Annotated in this window: 17 protein-coding genes; all 17 read left to right on the top strand. The window is 40.9% G+C overall.

The genetic code is table 11. The annotated features are described in order from the left end of the window. The first annotated feature begins 50 nt into the window (after positions 1 to 50). The 17 genes from ACH19P_RS15325 to ACH19P_RS15245 all read left to right on the top strand — a co-directional run bounded on the left by ACH19P_RS15325 (position 51) and on the right by ACH19P_RS15245 (position 19,675). Positions 51 to 2,801 carry an SLBB domain-containing protein gene (locus ACH19P_RS15325; protein WP_462159466.1) on the top strand — a complete coding sequence of 917 codons (2,751 nt, stop codon included), beginning with the start codon at positions 51 to 53 and terminating at the stop codon, positions 2,799 to 2,801. An 8-nt stretch (positions 2,802 to 2,809) separates the two neighbouring features. Beyond that, a complete protein-coding gene (locus ACH19P_RS15320) occupies positions 2,810 to 3,742 on the top strand; it encodes a Wzz/FepE/Etk N-terminal domain-containing protein (protein WP_462159465.1) in 933 nt (310 codons plus the stop codon). Between the two features lie 289 nt (positions 3,743 to 4,031). Further along, positions 4,032 to 5,087: a hypothetical protein gene (locus ACH19P_RS15315; protein WP_462159464.1), complete on the top strand. Its 1,056-nt coding sequence runs from the start codon at positions 4,032 to 4,034 to the stop codon at positions 5,085 to 5,087. A gap of 119 nt (positions 5,088 to 5,206) precedes the next feature. Beyond that, positions 5,207 to 7,957 (top strand): SLBB domain-containing protein, encoded by a 2,751-nt coding sequence (locus ACH19P_RS15310; protein ID WP_462159463.1) that lies wholly within the window; start codon positions 5,207 to 5,209, stop codon positions 7,955 to 7,957. Positions 7,958 to 7,976: 19 nt separating this feature from the next. Further along, positions 7,977 to 9,242, top strand: a complete 1,266-nt coding sequence (locus ACH19P_RS15305) for a nucleotide sugar dehydrogenase (RefSeq protein WP_462159462.1) — start codon at positions 7,977 to 7,979, stop codon at positions 9,240 to 9,242. A gap of 9 nt (positions 9,243 to 9,251) precedes the next feature. Next, the gene (locus tag ACH19P_RS15300; protein WP_462159461.1) at positions 9,252 to 10,364 is read left to right on the top strand and encodes a glycosyltransferase; all 1,113 of its coding nucleotides are present in this window, start codon (positions 9,252 to 9,254) and stop codon (positions 10,362 to 10,364) included. Between the two features lie 99 nt (positions 10,365 to 10,463). Next, positions 10,464 to 11,480, top strand: a complete 1,017-nt coding sequence (locus ACH19P_RS15295) for a lipopolysaccharide biosynthesis protein (protein ID WP_462159460.1) — start codon at positions 10,464 to 10,466, stop codon at positions 11,478 to 11,480. Between the two features lie 231 nt (positions 11,481 to 11,711). Next, the gene (locus ACH19P_RS15290) at positions 11,712 to 13,040 is read left to right on the top strand and encodes a hypothetical protein (protein ID WP_462159459.1); all 1,329 of its coding nucleotides are present in this window, start codon (positions 11,712 to 11,714) and stop codon (positions 13,038 to 13,040) included. Positions 13,041 to 13,089: 49 nt separating this feature from the next. Then, positions 13,090 to 14,262: a DegT/DnrJ/EryC1/StrS family aminotransferase gene (locus ACH19P_RS15285; protein WP_462159458.1), complete on the top strand. Its 1,173-nt coding sequence runs from the start codon at positions 13,090 to 13,092 to the stop codon at positions 14,260 to 14,262. Positions 14,263 to 14,290: 28 nt separating this feature from the next. Continuing rightward, on the top strand, positions 14,291 to 14,938 hold the full coding sequence (locus ACH19P_RS15280; protein WP_462159483.1) for a sugar transferase: 648 nt from the start codon (positions 14,291 to 14,293) through the stop codon (positions 14,936 to 14,938). Next, entirely contained in the window at positions 14,939 to 15,559 is a 621-nt protein-coding gene (locus tag ACH19P_RS15275; protein WP_462159457.1) for an acetyltransferase, read from the top strand. A 58-nt stretch (positions 15,560 to 15,617) separates the two neighbouring features. Beyond that, entirely contained in the window at positions 15,618 to 16,004 is a 387-nt protein-coding gene (gspG, locus tag ACH19P_RS15270) for a type II secretion system major pseudopilin GspG (protein ID WP_462159456.1), read from the top strand. Further along, positions 16,001 to 16,708: an ATPase, T2SS/T4P/T4SS family gene (locus ACH19P_RS15265; RefSeq protein WP_462159455.1), complete on the top strand. Its 708-nt coding sequence runs from the start codon at positions 16,001 to 16,003 to the stop codon at positions 16,706 to 16,708. Before gspG ends, ACH19P_RS15265 begins: the two co-directional genes overlap by 4 nt. Beyond that, a complete protein-coding gene (locus ACH19P_RS15260) occupies positions 16,695 to 17,663 on the top strand; it encodes a GspE/PulE family protein (protein WP_462159454.1) in 969 nt (322 codons plus the stop codon). Before ACH19P_RS15265 ends, ACH19P_RS15260 begins: the two co-directional genes overlap by 14 nt. Further along, positions 17,663 to 18,871 carry a type II secretion system F family protein gene (locus ACH19P_RS15255; protein WP_462159453.1) on the top strand — a complete coding sequence of 403 codons (1,209 nt, stop codon included), beginning with the start codon at positions 17,663 to 17,665 and terminating at the stop codon, positions 18,869 to 18,871. The genes ACH19P_RS15260 and ACH19P_RS15255 overlap by 1 nt, the downstream gene beginning before the upstream one ends. Next, the gene (locus ACH19P_RS15250; RefSeq protein ID WP_462159452.1) at positions 18,858 to 19,274 is read left to right on the top strand and encodes a prepilin-type N-terminal cleavage/methylation domain-containing protein; all 417 of its coding nucleotides are present in this window, start codon (positions 18,858 to 18,860) and stop codon (positions 19,272 to 19,274) included. Before ACH19P_RS15255 ends, ACH19P_RS15250 begins: the two co-directional genes overlap by 14 nt. Then, on the top strand, positions 19,241 to 19,675 hold the full coding sequence (locus ACH19P_RS15245; protein ID WP_462159451.1) for a type II secretion system protein: 435 nt from the start codon (positions 19,241 to 19,243) through the stop codon (positions 19,673 to 19,675). The genes ACH19P_RS15250 and ACH19P_RS15245 overlap by 34 nt, the downstream gene beginning before the upstream one ends. The last annotated feature ends 2 nt before the right edge of the window (positions 19,676 to 19,677 follow it).

The raw sequence follows: 19,677 nt of genomic DNA, 5'->3' as shown, positions 1-19,677 counted from the left end.
CTTTCGATACAATTCGCGGCTGATTTAGGGGTTTCTAGTTGGAGAACGATGTGTATCGAGTATTAAGTAAAGTATTTATACTTGCTGTGCTTTTTTTTAGTGCCGTGGATGTGGCATCAGCCTCGCCTCAAATAAGTCAATCTCAACTAGAGATGTTCAAAAAGCTCCCTAAATCGCAGCAAGAAGCCCTCGCAAGAAAGTATGGTGTGGACGTAAATACGCTCTTATCATCGGGCTCAACTTCACAGTCTCAAGTTGACACACCGGAATACCAACCATTTACGCAAGAGTTACCAACCCATGAATCGGCGGGAGCTTTGTTTCCTGAGGATGAATACTATAAACCTGAAGACAATGTACTGACGCGTTATGGCAGCGACTTTTTTCAAAGTGAGCTGAATAATATGATGACGGCTCAAGTGCAGTCTGCGCCAGCGAGTTACCTTCTTTCAGCTGGAGATGAGCTTTCGGTCGTATTGTATGGTGAGCAAAACGAAGAGTTTGCCTTGGAAGTATTACCTAATGGCTCAATTATGGTGCCTGGTATCGGTCCTCTTCAGGTCTCAGGCTTAACATTAGAAGAAGTAAAAAAGCGTGTTGCACAACAAGCTGAGAATAAGTTTATTGGTGTGCAAACGTTGGTTTCACTGTCAAAGGTACAGCCGGTTAAGGTGTACGTGACGGGTGAAGTTGTAAAACCAGGACCTTATTTGCTTCCTCCTTTATCTACGATAAGTACCGCAGTGAGCTTTGCGGGCGGGGTAAGTGATGTCGGCTCTTTTAGGTCTATTTCTCTAAAGCGCCAGGGTGAACAAGTTGGTAAGTTTGATTTATACGATTTGCTTTTAGCAGGTTCAAATTTAGGGGACATAACCCTGAAAACAGGGGATGTCATATTAGTTCCCACGGCCAGTAAGCTGGTATCAGTTCAAGGTGGCGTGAAACGAGAAGCTATTTATGAACTACAAGAAAAAGAGTCACTAGTAGACGCGATTGCGTTTGCAGGTGGTTTTTCCGCAAATGCGTATACGAGTTCGTTAAAAGTAAGTACGTATGCGGGACAGGGACAACGTTCGGTTCAAAATGTGGATTTTTCGCAAAAGAAAAACATGTTGTTGAACGATGGTGACGAAGTCTATGTGCCAAAAAAAGCAAAAGAGTCAAAGAACTCCGTGTACTTGATTGGAGCGGTAGCGCGACCGGGTGAATATCAGTGGTTCAACGGCATGCGTTTGTCAGATGTGCTTGGGGAGCTGCCAAGTGCATTATTACCTAATGCAGATATTAACTATGCCTTGATAGTGCACACGGATAGCTCAGGTCTAAAAAGAGTTAGCCAATTTTCTCCACGAGAGCTACATCAAAGTCAGGCAGATGAACAATTAAATGCAGGCGACAGAATCGTTGTCTTTAGCAACTATGAGCTGAAGAGCCAAGAATTATCCCAGCTGAGAAAAAAAGCACTTACTCAAGATGAACTTAGAGAGCTAGGAAATCGTCTGCGTTGGAGTGAGTATAAGCAATTCAAGTTTGAAGAGTACACAGACAGTAGCTCTGATTTGGGCGCTGATATAGAGCAAGCGACATTAAGTAATCAAAATGGGGAAAAGAAAGATGTATTTGTAACTAATACATACCCAATTTTAATTAAGTCACTTCAAGATGAAATAAAAGAGCTGCAAGTAGAAGAACAAAAGCGCCGGATAGAGGCAGAGTTAGCCGTATTTAGCCGCTCAAAGTTATTAGCACCAATATTAAATGATTTGTCTAATCAAGGCAGTGGCGGGAAGCCAGCACTCATTGTTGAGGTGTCAGGAAATGTAAGGTTCCCGGGCTTATACCCAATTGAGGAAGGTGCGTTAGTGGCAGATATCATTGCTGCAGCGGGCGGCTTACTAGAGGGAAGCTATTTAAAACAAGCAGAAATCACTCGTATTGATTTAGCAGATAAAATAGATGTTCGTAATTTAACAGTGCCGCTTGATGAGGCACTCAGTGAGCAAGGTCGAAGTGACTATACACTGGAAGGGCGCGACTACATAAACATTTTTAAAGCTCCTAACTGGCAAGAGAGCCAAGTTATAGAGTTGGTGGGTGAGGTTCTTTTACCAGGGAAGTACACCATTAGACGCGGTGAGACGTTAAAAAGTGTCATAGAGCGTGCAGGTGGATTTACAGAATACGCAGCGGTAGATGCGGCGATTTTTACACGTGAATCTTTGAAAGAGCAAGAACAAAAATACTTAAAAGACCTTTCGGATTCTTTACGTCGGGAAGTCATTACAAACAATTTAAATGCGAGCGATAGCCTTTTAACGTCGGGAGCGGGTGGTTTAAATAAATTAATAGACCAATTATCGGAGACGGAAGCGGTTGGTCGATTGATTATCGATATAGACAGCGTGATGGGTAATGAAATAAACCTAGTCCTTGAAGATAAGGACACGTTGTATATTCCAACGGAAAGGCAATCAGTTAATGTAATAGGTGAAGTCTATGTTGCGACATCGCATTTACATAAACAAGGGCTGGATATAGAAGATTACATTAATTTAAGCGGCGGTTTAAAAGACAAAGCGGCGGCAGAGAAGGTGTATGTAATAAAGGCAAATGGTCAAGTGGTGGTGCCGAATAAGGGCAGCTGGTTTGCGGTGTCGAATGACGATGGTGTTATCGATGCGGGAGATACGATTGTTGTGCCACTAGACAGTACATACACGGATAACTTGACCTTGTGGTCACAAGTAACACAAATAATCTATCAATTAGGTGTGGCTGTCGCAGCCATCGGATCTCTTTAGGTGAAAAGATGAAAACAAGCACAGAAATTACATTTGCAGATGTTTTGGCTTTTTTAGTTCGCTATAAAATTACTATTTTAATAGCTTCAATGGCTGGAGTAGCTATATCAATTGTAATTGCACTTCATACGCCTAACAAATATACGTCATCTGTCGTAGTAATACCTTCTGAAGAGTCTCAAGGTGGTGGAATAGCCGCGTTGGCTGGTCAATTTGGCGGATTGGCGAGCATGGCTGGAATAGACTTGAATAGCTCAGGCCAAACTAAACTGACGATGGCAATGGAATCTCTACTTTCACGTAGTTTTCTGTCAGGAGTAATCGAGAAGCATAACTGGAAGCCACTGATAATGGCCGTTGATTCGTGGGATTATGAACGTGATTTGATAACATACGATATTACTATTTACGATGATCAAGCCAAGAAGTGGGTTCGTGATGTTCAACCACCATTACAAATAGAACCTAGCCTCCAAGAAGTGTATGAAACGTTTGTCAGAGATAACTTCTCTGTTGGAAAAAACTCTGAGAATGGAGTAGTAACAATTACAGTTAAGCACTTTTCTCCCTATGTCGCTAGAATGATGGCAGAGACATTGCTATTTGAAATTAATGAGTTTATTAGAAAGTCAGAAGTAGAAGAAGCGACACGAAGCATTAGTTTCTTGAAAGAAAAGATTAATGACGTAGCCCTTAAGCAAATGCGAAGCGTTTTCTATAGTTTAATTGAGCAGCAAATGCAGACTGTCATGTTAGCTGAAGTAAGAAAAGAGTACTTTTTTAAAACGCTTGATCCTGCAATAGCTCCAGAGCTACCTAGTACACCAAACCGCCCTCTAATAGTTGTACTAGGCGCATTTTTGGGTGGGATTTTGGGGGTATTCATATCTTTATTGCGATTGATTGTTAAATTGAATAGAAACAGAACCCGAGCTGAGTGAGTTATGGTGGTTGGCATGGGTAAGCACATAATATTTTCACTTTCACCTAACGGTGGCATGAAAGCTGTGCTGACCCTGTTTTATTCAATAGCACTCTACTTTGTGTATAAGGATGTAGTTTACCCAAGTTATGCCTACATGGGATACAGTTACACTGAGCCAAGTTTTATAATAATGATCATAAATATTATGATCTTATGCTTGGTTGTTCAGTTGATACCTTGTGCCTTTAAAAAGCCATCAGATTCTATTTTTGTGGTTCCTATTTGTAATGGTTTTGGTTCCATCTTTGATAGTTCCTTTGTTTACGCTATCTACATTGGGATCATTTAGCCTTCAGCTTGCGCAGTTAAGTTTTGTGTTTGGCTTTATTATGATTGCCTTTATAAGTAATTTTGATTTGTCATTTAGAAACTTCCCTACTCTGAGCAAACCTCTATTTTCAACATTAATACTGTTTTTTTTCCTGCTAATCATGGTATCTATTTACCTTGACTATGGGTTTGAACCGCAACGGCTTTTTTCACTGGAAAGTTTAGCCAGCCTGTACGATATAAGGCTAGAGCAGCGAGAACAAGCGAAGAATGCATCCCTTATCTCGCTTTATGGAGTAAGCTGGCTGACGAAAATTATTATTCCTATGTTGTTTATCTATTTCTATCACAACAAAAAATATTTGATAGCAACACTATTTGTTCTGAGCCAACTTTATCTGTTTACTGTATCTGCTCACAAAAGCTACATCATCATTATGATGGTTACATTTTATTCCTATCATCTTTTAAAAAAAGGTGGTGATTCTGGATATAGGTTCTTCCGTTCGGTTGTTTTATTTTGCTGCGTCTCACTCGTAATATTTTATCTAATCGGGAATACGCTGCTAATTGATATTCTCGTTCGTAGAGCGTTGATTGTGCCGGGAATGCTATCTGGTTATTTCATAGAATACTTTTCTGTGAATGGCTTAGCACTTTATAGTAAAAATTTTATGGGCAGTATCATAGAAACGCGATACGTCATGGATCCTTCATTTATTATTGGGCAAGAGTACTTTAATCGTGAGGGGATGAGGTCGAATGTAAATGCGTTCGGTGATACTTTCGCAAACATCGGGTTCTTAGGCGTGCTTTTCAATAGTGTATTAATGGGGTTGTTGTTCTTGGCTTTAAATACAATGAGTCACAATAAAAATATCTACATAATTATTCCAACATTATGTGGAATTGCGTGGACGTTTAATGAGTCTTCATTTGTGACTACACTAACAAGCCACGGTGCTATATTTGCGCTAATCATCATTGCTTTCTATCCAAAAGAGTCAAATGAGCAGTCTACAATTAAATAATTTTTGCTGATTGGCTAAATGATAGAGTTGCTCTGTTTGGTAACAATTAACATTTTCAATGTATGTCAACTTTCGATACAATTCGCGGCTGATTTAGGGGTTTCTAGTTGGAGAACGATGTGTATCGAGTATTAAGTAAAGTATTTATACTTGCTGTGCTTTTTTTTAGTGCCGTGGATGTGGCATCAGCCTCGCCTCAAATAAGTCAATCTCAACTAGAGATGTTCAAAAAGCTCCCTAAATCGCAGCAAGAAGCCCTCGCAAGAAAGTATGGTGTGGATGTAAATACGCTCTTATCATCGGGCTCAGCTTCACAGTCTCAAGTTGACACACCGGAATACCAACCATTTACGCAAGAGTTACCAACCCATGAATCGGCGGGAGCTTTGTTTCCTGAGGATGAATACTATAAACCTGAAGACAATGTACTGACGCGTTATGGCAGCGACTTTTTTCAAAGTGAGCTGAATAATATGATGACGGCTCAAGTGCAGTCTGCGCCAGCGAGTTACCTTCTTTCAGCTGGAGATGAGCTTTCGGTCGTATTGTATGGTGAGCAAAACGAAGAGTTTGCCTTGGAAGTATTACCTAATGGCTCAATTATGGTGCCTGGTATCGGTCCTCTTCAGGTCTCAGGCTTAACATTAGAAGAAGTAAAAAAGCGTGTTGCACAACAAGCTGAGAATAAGTTTATTGGTGTGCAAACGTTGGTTTCACTGTCAAAGGTACAGCCGGTTAAGGTGTACGTGACGGGTGAAGTTGTAAAACCAGGACCTTATTTGCTTCCTCCTTTATCTACGATAAGTACCGCAGTGAGCTTTGCGGGCGGGGTAAGTGATGTCGGCTCTTTTAGGTCTATTTCTCTAAAGCGCCAGGGTGAACAAGTTGGTAAGTTTGATTTATACGATTTGCTTTTAGCAGGTTCAAATTTAGGGGACATAACCCTGAAAACAGGGGATGTCATATTAGTTCCCACGGCCAGTAAGCTGGTATCAGTTCAAGGTGGCGTGAAACGAGAAGCTATTTATGAACTACAAGAAAAAGAGTCACTAGTAGACGCGATTGCGTTTGCAGGTGGTTTTTCCGCAAATGCGTATACGAGTTCGTTAAAAGTAAGTACGTATGCGGGACAGGGACAACGTTCGGTTCAAAATGTGGATTTTTCGCAAAAGAAAAACATGTTGTTGAACGATGGTGACGAAGTCTATGTGCCAAAAAAAGCAAAAGAGTCAAAGAACTCCGTGTACTTGATTGGAGCGGTAGCGCGACCGGGTGAATATCAGTGGTTCAACGGCATGCGTTTGTCAGATGTGCTTGGGGAGCTGCCAAGTGCATTATTACCTAATGCAGATATTAACTATGCCTTGATAGTGCACACGGATAGCTCAGGTCTAAAAAGAGTTAGCCAATTTTCTCCACGAGAGCTACATCAAAGTCAGGCAGATGAACAATTAAATGCAGGCGACAGAATCGTTGTCTTTAGCAACTATGAGCTGAAGAGCCAAGAATTATCCCAGCTGAGAAAAAAAGCACTTACTCAAGATGAACTTAGAGAGCTAGGAAATCGTCTGCGTTGGAGTGAGTATAAGCAATTCAAGTTTGAAGAGTACACAGACAGTAGCTCTGATTTGGGCGCTGATATAGAGCAAGCGACATTAAGTAATCAAAATGGGGAAAAGAAAGATGTATTTGTAACTAATACATACCCAATTTTAATTAAGTCACTTCAAGATGAAATAAAAGAGCTGCAAGTAGAAGAACAAAAGCGCCGGATAGAGGCAGAGTTAGCCGTATTTAGCCGCTCAAAGTTATTAGCACCAATATTAAATGATTTGTCTAATCAAGGCAGTGGCGGGAAGCCAGCACTCATTGTTGAGGTGTCAGGAAATGTAAGGTTCCCGGGCTTATACCCAATTGAGGAAGGTGCGTTAGTGACAGATATCATTGCTGCAGCGGGCGGCTTACTAGAGGGAAGCTATTTAAAACAAGCAGAAATCACTCGTATTGATTTAGCAGATAAAATAGATGTTCGTAATTTAACAGTGCCGCTTGATGAGGCACTCAGTGAGCAAGGTCGAAGTGACTATACACTGGAAGGGCGCGACTACATAAACATTTTTAAAGCTCCTAACTGGCAAGAGAGCCAAGTTATAGAGTTGGTGGGTGAGGTTCTTTTACCAGGGAAGTACACCATTAGACGCGGTGAGACGTTAAAAAGTGTCATAGAGCGTGCAGGTGGATTTACAGAATACGCAGCGGTAGATGCGGCGATTTTTACACGTGAATCTTTGAAAGAGCAAGAACAAAAATACTTAAAAGACCTTTCGGATTCTTTACGTCGGGAAGTCATTACAAACAATTTAAATGCGAGCGATAGCCTTTTAACGTCGGGAGCGGGTGGTTTAAATAAATTAATAGACCAATTATCGGAGACGGAAGCGGTTGGTCGATTGATTATCGATATAGACAGCGTGATGGGTAATGAAATAAACCTAGTCCTTGAAGATAAGGACACGTTGTATATTCCAACGGAAAGGCAATCAGTTAATGTAATAGGTGAAGTCTATGTTGCGACATCGCATTTACATAAACAAGGGCTGGATATAGAAGATTACATTAATTTAAGCGGCGGTTTAAAAGACAAAGCGGCGGCAGAGAAGGTGTATGTAATAAAGGCAAATGGTCAAGTGGTGGTGCCGAATAAGGGCAGCTGGTTTGCGGTGTCGAATGACGATGGTGTTATCGATGCGGGAGATACGATTGTTGTGCCACTAGACAGTACATACACGGATAACTTGACCTTGTGGTCACAAGTAACACAAATAATCTATCAATTAGGTGTGGCTGTCGCAGCCATCGGATCGTTATAGAGAATATCGGAGCAAAGATATGAAAAAAATAGCTATCATCGGACTGGGGTATGTTGGATTGCCTTTGGCTGTTGAGTTCGGTAAATATAGGGATGTTATTGGCTTCGATATAAATAAGGAACGCATTGCTCAGTTAGAAGCACATGAAGACCAGACTAAAGAAGTTAGCTCAGACGAGTTACAACGTGCAGATAAATTGCGATTCACTTCTGATATTTCGTTATTGTCACAGTGCCAAATTTATATTGTGACGGTTCCTACGCCAGTTGCCCATGATAAGACCCCTGACTTGTCGCCATTGATAAGCGCCAGCCGTCAACTGGGGAGTGTTATCGGCAAGGGGGATATTGTTATATTCGAGTCTACAGTATATCCCGGAGCAACAGAGGAAGTTTGTGTACCTGAAATTGAGAAGTCTTCAGGGTTGATTTTCAATAAGGACTTTTTTGTTGGTTATTCACCTGAGCGGATAAATCCTGGTGATAAAACAAATAGACTTCCTAATATCATGAAAATCACCTCTGGAAGTACTGAGAGCATAGCCGCTGAAGTGGATGAACTGTATAAAGAAATAATCGTTGCAGGCACTCATTTAGCACCATCCATAAAGGTGGCTGAGGCTGCAAAGGTAATTGAAAATACACAACGAGATCTAAACATCGCTCTCATCAACGAATTAGCTATCATTTTTGAACGACTCAATATTGATACCAAAGATGTCTTAGAAGCGGCTGGAACTAAATGGAATTTCTTACCATTTCAACCAGGTTTAGTTGGTGGGCATTGTATCGGTGTTGACCCGTATTATTTGACTTATAAAGCTCAGGCGCATGGTTACATCCCTGATGTCATTTTATCAGGTAGACGTATCAACGATGGTATGGGCGCATACATTGCACAAGAACTCATGAAGCTTATGATTAAGCAACGTATTGATATTCATAAAGCGAATGTTCTTATTCTTGGGTTTACATTTAAAGAGCAATGCCCTGATACACGAAACACTAAAGTCATTGATATATACAAGCAGTTGAATAGTGAATACGGCGTAACCGCTGATATTTACGATCCTGTCGCTAGTGTTGATGAAGTTAAAAAAGAGTATGGCATTGATATGTGTACTGATTTAACAGGGAATCACTATGACGCTATTCTTGTTGCGGTAGGCCATGAGGCTTTTTATGCTAATCAAGGTGAGTTTGTAAAGTCTTTGCTTAAGGATGAGAGCGTGGTTTTTGATGTTAAAGGTGGTTTGCCAAAGCACATGGTTGATAAGCGGTTATAGACACAAGTTATGAAAATTACTCATATCACAACTGTTCATAATGCTTTTGATAACCGAATTTACTATAAAGAGTGCCAGTGGTTAGCTAAGAAGGGGTTAGACGTTACACTTGTAGCGCCAGGTGAAAACGAAGAGTTTAAGGGCGCTGTTAAAGTTTTACCTTTGGGCAAAAAGCACAAAGGTTTATTGGGGCGTTTAAGAATGGTGATGAAAGCATATAGAACTGCCGTTACTACTGAGGCAGATATCTATCACATTCATGACCCTGAGTTATTAATTTTGAAGCCTTTGTTTTTATTAAAACGTAAGTGTTTGGTTTATGATGCCCATGAGGCTTTTCACGAACAATTGCTTCTCAAGCCCAGTATCCCAAAGGCTTTCAGGGGAGCTAGTAGGCTACTTGCCAAATTATACGAACGTATTTTGATTGGTAAAGGACCAGTTGTATTCGCTGAAACGGATTATAAAAACAACTATCCATATGTAGATAAGTTTAAGTTTGCATTGAACTTACCTGACGTTGATACATTAACCAAGCTGACCAAAACGGATAAGGGTTCGTCTCGAATTGATATCGGTTATGTGGGCAGTATCACCTATGCAAGGGGCTGCCTCACTGTCTTAGAGGAGCTAGTTGAGATAAAAAAGGCGAATAGTGAATTACAGCTTGGTTATATTTGCATTGGGCCTTTTAACTCACCTGATATTCAAGGAAAGTTAGAAGCTTTGGGGGCGCAGCTAGATTATTTCTATGCTCCAGGGTATATGAAATTTGAGGATGCTAGTAATGTTATTAAGGATTGCCATGTAGGGTGTGCAGTCCTTGATAGAACTCCAAACTATATATCCTCTTACCCCACAAAAATCTTTGAATATATGGCGCTAGGCATTCCTTTTCTCGTCTCTGATTTCCCCATTAATAGGCAGATTGTGGAAGAAGAAGAGTGTGGATTGTTGGTTGAACCTGAAAGCAGGGAAAGTATCAATAAAGCGTTGTTGAGCTTAATTCAAGATAATGAATTAAGAGGAAAATTAGGTAATAACGGTAAAAATAACATTCATAAATATAGCTGGGAAGAGCAGGTTAATAATATTATTGCAGGCTATCGCGATTGGGTGTAGTGAATCTGTGTTGAATAATGTAGTGGATAAGGAAGCCTCTCAGGTTTGAGGTTTAATATATCCACTACATTCATTTTATCTGGGATATAGGGCTTACGATTGAAATCAAATCTACCTTTTGGCGCGGGGCGCTCAGCCTATTTTAATAGCTATGTTAAGGGGGTATTAAAACTAGTCAAAGGCAATGCATTAGCGCAATTGATTACATTCGCAGCGACTCCCTTTATCGCCCGTTTGTATTCCAAAGAGGAATTTGGTGTTTTAGCGGTGGTAGTTAGTGCAAGTGCAGTACTATCTATCGTTGTCTCATTGAAGCTTGAACTATCAATCTTTAACTCACGAAAAGAGTCCCAGCTGCATCACGCATTATTTTCTGCCGTAATTACGTCAATATTCAACGCATTTGCTTTTGCTGCACTAATCTTTATCTTCTCTAATACATTGAGTGCTTGGCTGAATGTGCCAACCGCGGTTTTATTCTTTATTCCTCCTTTTGCCTTCTTGCTTGCGATATTTAATACGATTACAAACTTTCTTGTTTACAAAGGGTTATATTCTTCGGCAAATAGCGGCAAAGTTTCAAAAAGCGTTATCACGGTAATATCACAGTTTGTGTTAGCTTCTGCTGGCAAGGGCTTGCTAATTTCAGAGGCACTGGGTAGATGTGCGGCGTCTATATTCTCCATGAAAGGAAATTGGCGAGATATTACTCAATATAAAGTTGGGTTTAGCTTTAAGAAACAGCTAACCCTTAGCAAGTCATTTATAAAGTACTCCGTTCCTGCAGGATTAATGAACTCAGCGTCATTGCAGCTCCCCAGCTTATTTTTGGCCTACCAGTATGGAGCTGCTGCAGCTGGAGTATATTTTTTGGTTAATCGTGTGGCCGCCGCACCGCTTGCGTTAGTAGGGCAATCAATGTCGCAAGCTTTTTCAAGTCAATTCAGCAAGCTTGATTGCAGCAACAACAGAAAAGAACTCGTCAATAAAGTGATCCTCAAATCCTTTCTTGTTTCCTTGGTTATTTTTTCATTAGTGTATATCGGTGCTCCCAGTGTGAGCCAATTTCTATTTGGCGATGGTTGGGGGATGCGGGGAGTTTCCTACGCGTATTAATTCCCATGTTCGTTGCGCAATTAACTTTCTTCGCTATCACAAACGCTCTAAATGTGCTGAATAAGCAGCATGTTGCGCTTGTTTGGGATATGCTGAGGTTTGTCTCACTGTTATTGTTGATAGCATTCGCAGTAACTTTAAACTGGCTAGCGGTAGAGTTTCTGCTTGTGTATAGTTGCGTCATGGCACTATTTTACGTTTTTCTATACAGTCTGATTATTTGGAACATCAATGATGAAAAGTAACGCACTCACTCTCCCCATACTGCTAGCGTTGTTGGTTGGTTGTTCTGAGCAGTCAGAAGATACGCAGATAAAAGAACCTGTTGAAATTGTGTATCACAGTAATCACTTTCAAGCGCTTTGGAGTGACTCCATTGAATACGCCGCGAATGAGCCATTGTGGATGTTTGATTATGCTTATGATGCTTCAGCGAGTTTAATGGTGCCAATGCACTATGCCTACAAATATCCAGAAAGGTTCGAAGAAGATCCAAGGCCTGCCTTTGCTCGCTTGGTAGAAGATTCTTACTTTAATATTGATATTGAAAGTATTAGAGGAACTGTAACTGGCACGCAATATCTTTACTTTATAACGCAATACCTAAAGTTGGTAGCACAACAAGGTGAGTTGAACCCAGAAATACTGTATTGGGCTAGAAATGAAGTGGTTGAATTGTGGTCCTCACGACAAGCATTTCACTGGGATACGTCACTCGAGTTCACTGGAGTCAAGGAAAAGCTTGAGTGGTTGCTCAGTAAACCAGAAACTCGCTATAAGTTTTATAGAGCCGTTGTGGATGTAGATTGGTTTACTTTGGCAGCAATTAATGATCTCGTTTATTTAGAGAAGCTGACGGGTGAATCCTTAAACTTAAACCATGATGAAGTGTTCACTCTGACCAAGTCACTGTTAGAGAGTTATGGTGAATATGACACCCAAGGAAATTGGTTTTTTCAGCGAGGAGTATGGTCTGATCATCGTGATTATGCTTATGCTGGTCATCAAGAGATGGGTGATAACCTAGAAGTTAAACAAATCGATAATATTGGAATAGATAGTAGTCATTTACATAGGCTGCCTTTGTGGCTCGATTCATTTGCAGATGCAGCAAACGACCAATATTTTCAGCAAATAAAAAATGCCCATAGGCAAACATACGAAAATCTAGTGTTGGAAAACGTAACTGATGAATATGGGAATTTCACACTTCTACAACGGAATTTCTCAACCGGAGAGAATGGGATATATCGATACAACTATGTGACGCAAGGCAGCGGGAATGGTTATCAAGCGTACCAGCTATCAGGGACTCTTTTTGTCGGATATTATACTTTTTTGGACTCCAAAGAATACCAACAAGGTATGTTAAAGATGGCATCTCAATTTCCTCTTAGTAATAGCGCGCTAGAATACTATGTTGGCCCCAACACAAGCAGAGAGCGCCACCCCTTGTTCGAGTGGCCTGCATATTTCGATAATGGATTTGCCGAGGTATTTAGCTTGACTGCGGCTTGCTATCACTCAGAATTGGCTGATTGTGATCCCTATATTCAGTAAAATTTCCCTAATTTAATACCGCTATATTTTTGCGAAGGAGCTCTAATTAATGCTTAACACTGGTTTCTCACCATGGCCATCATTCACACAAGAAGAAGCGGATGCTGTTTCTAACGTTTTGTTAAGTAATCGTGTTAATTACTGGACGGGAGAAGAGTGTCGTAAGTTTGAGCACGAGTTTGCACAGTTTGCGCAAACTAAATATGCCATTGCAGTGAGTAATGGCACAACTGCGCTGGAATTAGCTCTTCAAGCCATCGGGTTAGAAGATGGTGATGAAGTTATTGTACCCCCAAGAACGTTTCTGGCGACTGCCAGCAGTGTAATTATGCAAAAAGGTATACCTGTTTTTGCTGATGTGCAAGAGCACAGTGGTAACCTATGTCCTCAGTCTGTTGCATCAATGATCACAAGCAAAACGAAGGCAATAATTTGTGTTCATTTGGCTGGTTGGCCATGTGACATGGATGAAATAATGGCCACCGCAAAGCAACATAATATTTATGTGATAGAGGATTGTGCACAAGCTCATGGTGCTATTTATAAGGGTAAATCAGTAGGTAGCATTGGAGACGTAGGCTGCTGGTCTTTCTGCCAAGATAAAATAATGTCTACGGGTGGTGAAGGTGGCATGGTTACAACTAACAATAAGTCACTTTGGGATAAGATGTGGTCATACAAGGATCATGGCAAAAGCTATGATACTGTCTACAACGAGTCGCACCCACCAGGCTTCAGATGGTTGCATGAGTCGTTCGGAACAAACTTCAGGTTGACAGAAATGCAGGCTGTAATCGGTCGTATTCAATTGCGACGTATGCCTTCGTGGATCAAAACTCGTAAAGAAAATGCCCAAGCTATCAAAGAGGCAGCGAGTAGTTTTGAGTTGCTGAAAGACTTTACACCTGAAGAAGGAATCTCTCATGCATACTATAAACTTTACTTTTATGTTGATGAAAGTCTTCTGAAGTCTGGCTGGAGTAGAGATAAGATAATTGAGGCAATCGTTGCTCGTGGTGTTCCTTGTTATCAAGGTTCATGCAGCGAAATATATAAAGAGAAGGCATTTACTAACGCTGGTTTTGAAGTGGACACCCTGCCAGTGGCGGCTCAATTAGGTGAAGTTAGTATTATGTTTTTAGTGCACCCAACATTAACCCAAGAAGAAATTGCCAAGACTGCATCTACGTTGCAAGAAGTTTTGAAGTTAGCTCAGGTCTAAATCAAGTTTGGAATATGGCACATAATTGATGTGTGTTATATTCCTCCTCACGATAAAAATCTCGCACACCATATCTTCCGGATTTATGAAACGACTACTTGATATTATTTTTGCACTGATTCTCATAGCTGTCCTTTTGCCAGTGTTTATTATTTTATATTTTGTGATAGCTATTAGATTGGGGCGGCCGGTTATATTCAAACAGATGAGACCGGGCTTAAATGGAAAGCCATTTATGATGTATAAATTTAGGTCTATGACCGATGAAAAAGACCAAAATGGTGAGTTATTGAATGATGATAAACGCCTGACATCATTTGGCAAAAAGTTACGAGCTACATCATTAGATGAACTTCCTGAGCTATACAACATCTTAAAAGGGGATATGAGCTTTATTGGACCGCGACCTTTGTTGATGGAATATCTCCCTTTGTATAATGAACGTCAGAGTCGAAGACATGAAGTGCGTCCGGGAATCACTGGCTGGGCTCAAGTGAATGGTCGAAACGCTATTTCATGGAAAGATAAATTCGAGCTAGATGTTTGGTACGTAGAAAATATGAGCTTGTGGTTAGATATTAAAGTTATTTTTAAAACTATCGGTACTGTGCTGTCCCGTAAAGGGATAAGCCAAGATGGTAAAGCGACAGCTGAACCGTTTAAAGGAAATAATTGATTGAACACAAAGCTACATATACTTGGAGCAGGCGGGCATGCAAAAGTTGTTATCGATGTGGCGATGCAACTTGGCTACAACGAATTGTATTTGTATGACGATGCGATAGATTTGATTGGCAAAGAAGTCTGCGGCATCACTGTTGTTGGTAACTCCCAACGCTTTTTCGAACTCAATAATAATGAAAATGTATTTATTGCGGTAGGGAGTAATACAATTAGACAGCGCCTAGCTGAGCGTATATTCATTGAGCAACTAAATATTGTAACACTGGCAGCGCCAAGCGCATCGGTGAGTAATTCATGTGTCTTGGGTAAAGGTGTCTTAATAGCGCCAAATGCGACTGTTAATGCTGACGCGCATATTGAAGATGGCGTCATAGTGAATTCAGCTTCTGTAGTTGAACATGATGTTTGCGTAGGTAGCTTTTCTCATATCGCGCCAAATTCAGTTTTGTTAGGTGGAGCAAATGTTGGCTGCAATTGCTTAGTTGGGGCATCCAGTGTTGTTTTGCCATTGGTTAGTTTGGGGGATGGCGTTGTTTTAGGGGCAAATGCCACGGCAACTAAGAACTTAGCAACAGGTGTCTATATAGGCAGCCCTGCTCGCTTGATTCAATAATAAGTATCATGTTTAATTGCTGTGCATTTAAGCAAAAACAATCACAAAAGGGTTTAAAATGAGTTCAAACAGAGGTTTCTCCCTCGTAGAGTTATTAATTGTAATGGTGATCATTGGTTTAATCGCATCGTTAGTGGGGCCGGCAATGTTTGGCAAGGTGGACTCATCTAAAGTCAAAACTGCTGAAGCGCAAATGCAGCTTCTTGGTACTGCGATTGATACTTATCGTTTGGATACGGGAGATTTTCCTGAAAAGCTGGATGACTTAATGAACAAAACAGGCCGCCATTGGGATGGCCCATATCTTCCTAAGGCAATTCCAAACGATCCATGGGACAATCCTTACTACTACGAGCGTTCAGGCTCAACTTACAAGCTTCAGAGCTTAGGTAAAGATGGTAAACAGGGTGGCGAAGATTTAGATACGGATATCGTTTATCAATGAACCTGTTGCTTGAGCTAATTAATGAATTACGCCCTTCTGAATCACCTATCGAACGCTCAGAACTTGATGCGTATCAGCAAGGGCACAATGCAAGTTATGAGAGTGTAATTCTCTCATTGTCAGGCGTATCTGAAGAAAGGTTTTTAGAATTTCTAGGAAAACGTCTATCGCTGGATATTATTACGTTTGATAATTTTTCAGATTTTATTGATGAAACTCAGATCAAAAAGGCCTACGAGCAAGGTGTAGACTGGCATTGGCTCGAGCAATATTCGTGGTATCCGTTGTCCTTTGAGGACGACATTTTGACGATTGTTACAAATCACCCGCTGAGTATCGAAGCCGCGAATTTCTTGGACTTTAATCAAGTTTCTTACCGACTGGTGCTGACATCTGAAGCTTTATTGCAAAAGGTGGCGACGGTATTCGAGCAAACAAAAGAAATTCAAACATCGGCAATAGTGGAAGTCGAGAGATTGCGGGCTATGGCATCTGAGGCGCCAATCATCAACCTAGTAAACTCCCTTGTTAATAGGGCGCTTGATGCTAAAGCGTCTGACATGCACATTGAACCTATTGAGCGTGGTGGTAGAGTACGAATTCGTGTTGATGGTGTGTTGCAAAACTTAGATGATATTCCTCCAAATCTAGTTCTCCCGGTCGTTTCTCGAATAAAGAATCCTTGCTCATTTGGACATTGCTGAAAAACGCCGCCCTCAGGATGGAAAAATTGCGCTGCCACAGAGAAAGATTGATATTCGAACCTCAATTTTGCCACTAAACAACGGCGAGAGTGTCGTAATGCGTTTCTTAGAGAAAGGCTCGCTAAGACTTGATATGGCTGACTTAGGGTTTGAACCAGATACGATAGCGAAGCTTCAAGCTGATTTAACCAAGACTGCAGGCGTTATATTAATGACTGGACCAACAGGTTCGGGTAAAACGACTACGCTGTATTCATTCTTGCAACAATTAAACTCCAGTAATGAAAAGATCATTACGCTTGAAGACCCGGTAGAGTATGAGCTTGAAGGAGTGAACCAAATCCAAGTGAATAGTGAGATTGGCTTCGACTTTGCTGCCGGTCTGAGATCAATTGTTCGTCAAGACCCTGATGTCATCATGGTGGGTGAGATTCGTGATGCAGAAACTGCGAGAATTGCTATGCAATCGTCACTGACAGGGCATTTAGTGTTTAGTACCGTACACACAAATGATGCCCCTAGTGCATACGTTCGCTTGATTGATTTAGGTGTAGATGAGTTTTTACTTAATGCTTCTGTTATATCCATGATTGCTCAACGACTTGCTAGAAAGCTATGTGAATGTTCACAACCGGATGAGTTGGCTGAAGAAACACTAAGTAAACTGAGAAATAGTGGCCATATACTTGACGATAGTTTGCTGGAAAGTGCAAAAATTAGAAAAGCAGTAGGTTGTCCAAAATGTGGGAATAGCGGTTACAAAGGCCGTCTAGCGCTTATCGAATACCTTCCAAATAATGTTGATGTGAAGACAATGCCAAAAGACTCTTCTTTTACTGTTAAAGCTTCTGAGTACATGCGTTCCAACGGAATGAGGACACTTTATCAAGATGGAATAGTTAAGGTTCTCAAAGGGCAAACAACAATTGATGAAGTGGTTAGGGTTGCTGGATAATGAAAAAGTATCTTGTCACATACGTCGATAACCAAGGAATAAAAGGTAAAAAAATATTCTCCGCTGAAAATGAAAATGGCGTTTATGATGAACTCAAGGAAATGAGGGCAACAGCCTTGACCATTAAAGCTCAGGGCGATTCGTGGCAAGACAGTTTATTTGGCAAAAAAATCGACTCTCAGGCTATTGAGCTTATCATGACAAACTTAGCGAGTTTGCTGTCAAGCGGGATTACCTTGGATCGTGCGTTAAGCCTTGTTGCAAAATCTTCTGAAAGCGAAGCTCAGAGAGAGTTAGTTGATGATCTACAGAATCAAGTTCGTGGGGGGCAGTCTTTTGCTAATGCCCTAAGCAAACATAAAGACCATTTTGATGAACTTGTTATTAATCTAGTCACCATCGGTGAGAGCACAGGGCGCTTGGCACAAGTGCTTACAGATTTGAGCTTACAGTTAAAGTTTCAAGAAAAAGTAAACAGACAAATCAAACAAGCGGGTATTTATCCGATGATTATCGTATTTGTATGTGTGCTATCAGTCTTGTTTATTTTGTATAGTGTTGTACCTCAGCTTTCCGTGATGTTGGAGCAAGCAAAAGATCTACCTGGGTACACCATTGCTCTTATGGGGTTGTCTGAATTTGTTAGAAGTCCAGCGGGAACCATTAGTCTAGTGGTCGGCTTCGCAGGGATCTTTCTATTTGCTCTGTCAAACTCTCAATCCATTCGTAATGCCCGAAAAGCGTTGTGGGAATATTGTAAGGCGCTGCCTCTTATTAGCTCTATGGTTGTGTTGTCTCAACAGCTCAGATTTTCCTCAGCAATGAGGACTACTTTGAATTCTGGGTTGTCGATTACTGACGCACTTATGCTCTCCGCAAACACGCTAACAGATGAGAGTTCCCGACTTAAATTTACCGAAGTGAAAAATAAGATTCAAAGTGGAACTTCGCTGACAGACGCGATGGAAGAAACGGGTCTCTTTACAGTAATGGAGTTGGGCTTTATCGAGGTCGGTGAAGAAACAGGTAATTTGGTAACAGCATTTTCTGAGATGCAAGAAAGAAAGAGCTACGAGTTTGATACAAAACTGGCAAGCACGTTAAAGATGCTGGAACCACTATTAATCCTTTTCATGGGGGTTATTGTAGGCGCCGTAGTGATTATCATGATGCTTAGTATTATGAGTGCGCAAGATGTCGGCATCTAAAAAGCATGCGGGCATGACTCTGCCTGAAATTCTAGTTGTTCTGATTATTATGTCTGCGAGTTTTGCTCTTGTTGCGCCAGTTACAATTAATACCATTGAAAAGCGTCAAGCCAAGCAAGAGTTAGTGTCGTTTAAATCGAACTTAGAGGTGCTGCAACGTAAAGCAAGATGGAGTAATCGTGCATATCACTTGGTTCTCAATAAAGGTAAGTTACAAATTAAAGAGCAAGGTAAGGTTTATTTAAGTAAGTCATTCAAGCATCTTCGTTTTGAAGAACAAACACTCACGATTTTCGAAGGCGGATTGTTATCCAGCTGCCGTGTTGAGGTTACACAGCCACAACAAACTTTGAGTCTAAATACGCATCTATGTCAAAAAGCAAAAGCAACGGCTTCACGCTAATCGAACTACTGGTCGCCATTACGATTATTTCTTCGGTAATTGCTATTTCCACCGTGGTATACAGCAATTACCTTCTGAATGACCGGCGCTTTGCTGAGTCGTCTGAATTGTACAGTGATTTACTTGAAGCAAGTGACAGTATCAGGGAGCAAGTAAAGGCGTTCAGGGAAGAGTCAGGCTCGGTAAAGATTAATGAAACTTCATGTGACTGGAGTACCAAAGAAAAAACGACAGAAACACAAACAACCTTTGACTTTGTTACTGGGCAGCTATCTTCAGGCGGCACAAAATTCACCCTCGTACAACTGATTATCTCATGCCAAAATGGCAATAAAATAGCGCCAGAGTTTAATATGGACGTACTGATAGTGGATGCCCCAAGTTCGGGCTTTATGGGGTAGGA

The sequence above is a fragment of the Pseudoalteromonas sp. GB56 genome (assembly GCF_054923835.1).
Note: the sequence above shows the minus strand (reverse complement) of the source record. Positions and strands in the feature narration are given on the sequence as shown.

Excerpts from the sequence above, each read along its gene's own strand:
- ACH19P_RS15320 (WP_462159465.1), top strand. The coding sequence starts at position 2,810 with ATGAAAACAAGCACAGAAATTACATTTGCAGATGTTTTGGCTTTTTTA.
- ACH19P_RS15305 (WP_462159462.1), top strand. The coding sequence starts at position 7,977 with ATGAAAAAAATAGCTATCATCGGACTGGGGTATGTTGGATTGCCTTTG.
- ACH19P_RS15300 (WP_462159461.1), top strand. The coding sequence starts at position 9,252 with ATGAAAATTACTCATATCACAACTGTTCATAATGCTTTTGATAACCGA.
- ACH19P_RS15290 (WP_462159459.1), top strand. The coding sequence starts at position 11,712 with ATGATGAAAAGTAACGCACTCACTCTCCCCATACTGCTAGCGTTGTTG.
- ACH19P_RS15285 (WP_462159458.1), top strand. The coding sequence starts at position 13,090 with ATGCTTAACACTGGTTTCTCACCATGGCCATCATTCACACAAGAAGAA.
- ACH19P_RS15280 (WP_462159483.1), top strand. The coding sequence starts at position 14,291 with ATGTGTGTTATATTCCTCCTCACGATAAAAATCTCGCACACCATATCT.
- gspG (WP_462159456.1), top strand. The coding sequence starts at position 15,618 with ATGAGTTCAAACAGAGGTTTCTCCCTCGTAGAGTTATTAATTGTAATG.
- ACH19P_RS15265 (WP_462159455.1), top strand. The coding sequence starts at position 16,001 with ATGAACCTGTTGCTTGAGCTAATTAATGAATTACGCCCTTCTGAATCA.
- ACH19P_RS15255 (WP_462159453.1), top strand. The coding sequence starts at position 17,663 with ATGAAAAAGTATCTTGTCACATACGTCGATAACCAAGGAATAAAAGGT.
- ACH19P_RS15250 (WP_462159452.1), top strand. The coding sequence starts at position 18,858 with ATGTCGGCATCTAAAAAGCATGCGGGCATGACTCTGCCTGAAATTCTA.
- ACH19P_RS15245 (WP_462159451.1), top strand. The coding sequence starts at position 19,241 with ATGTCAAAAAGCAAAAGCAACGGCTTCACGCTAATCGAACTACTGGTC.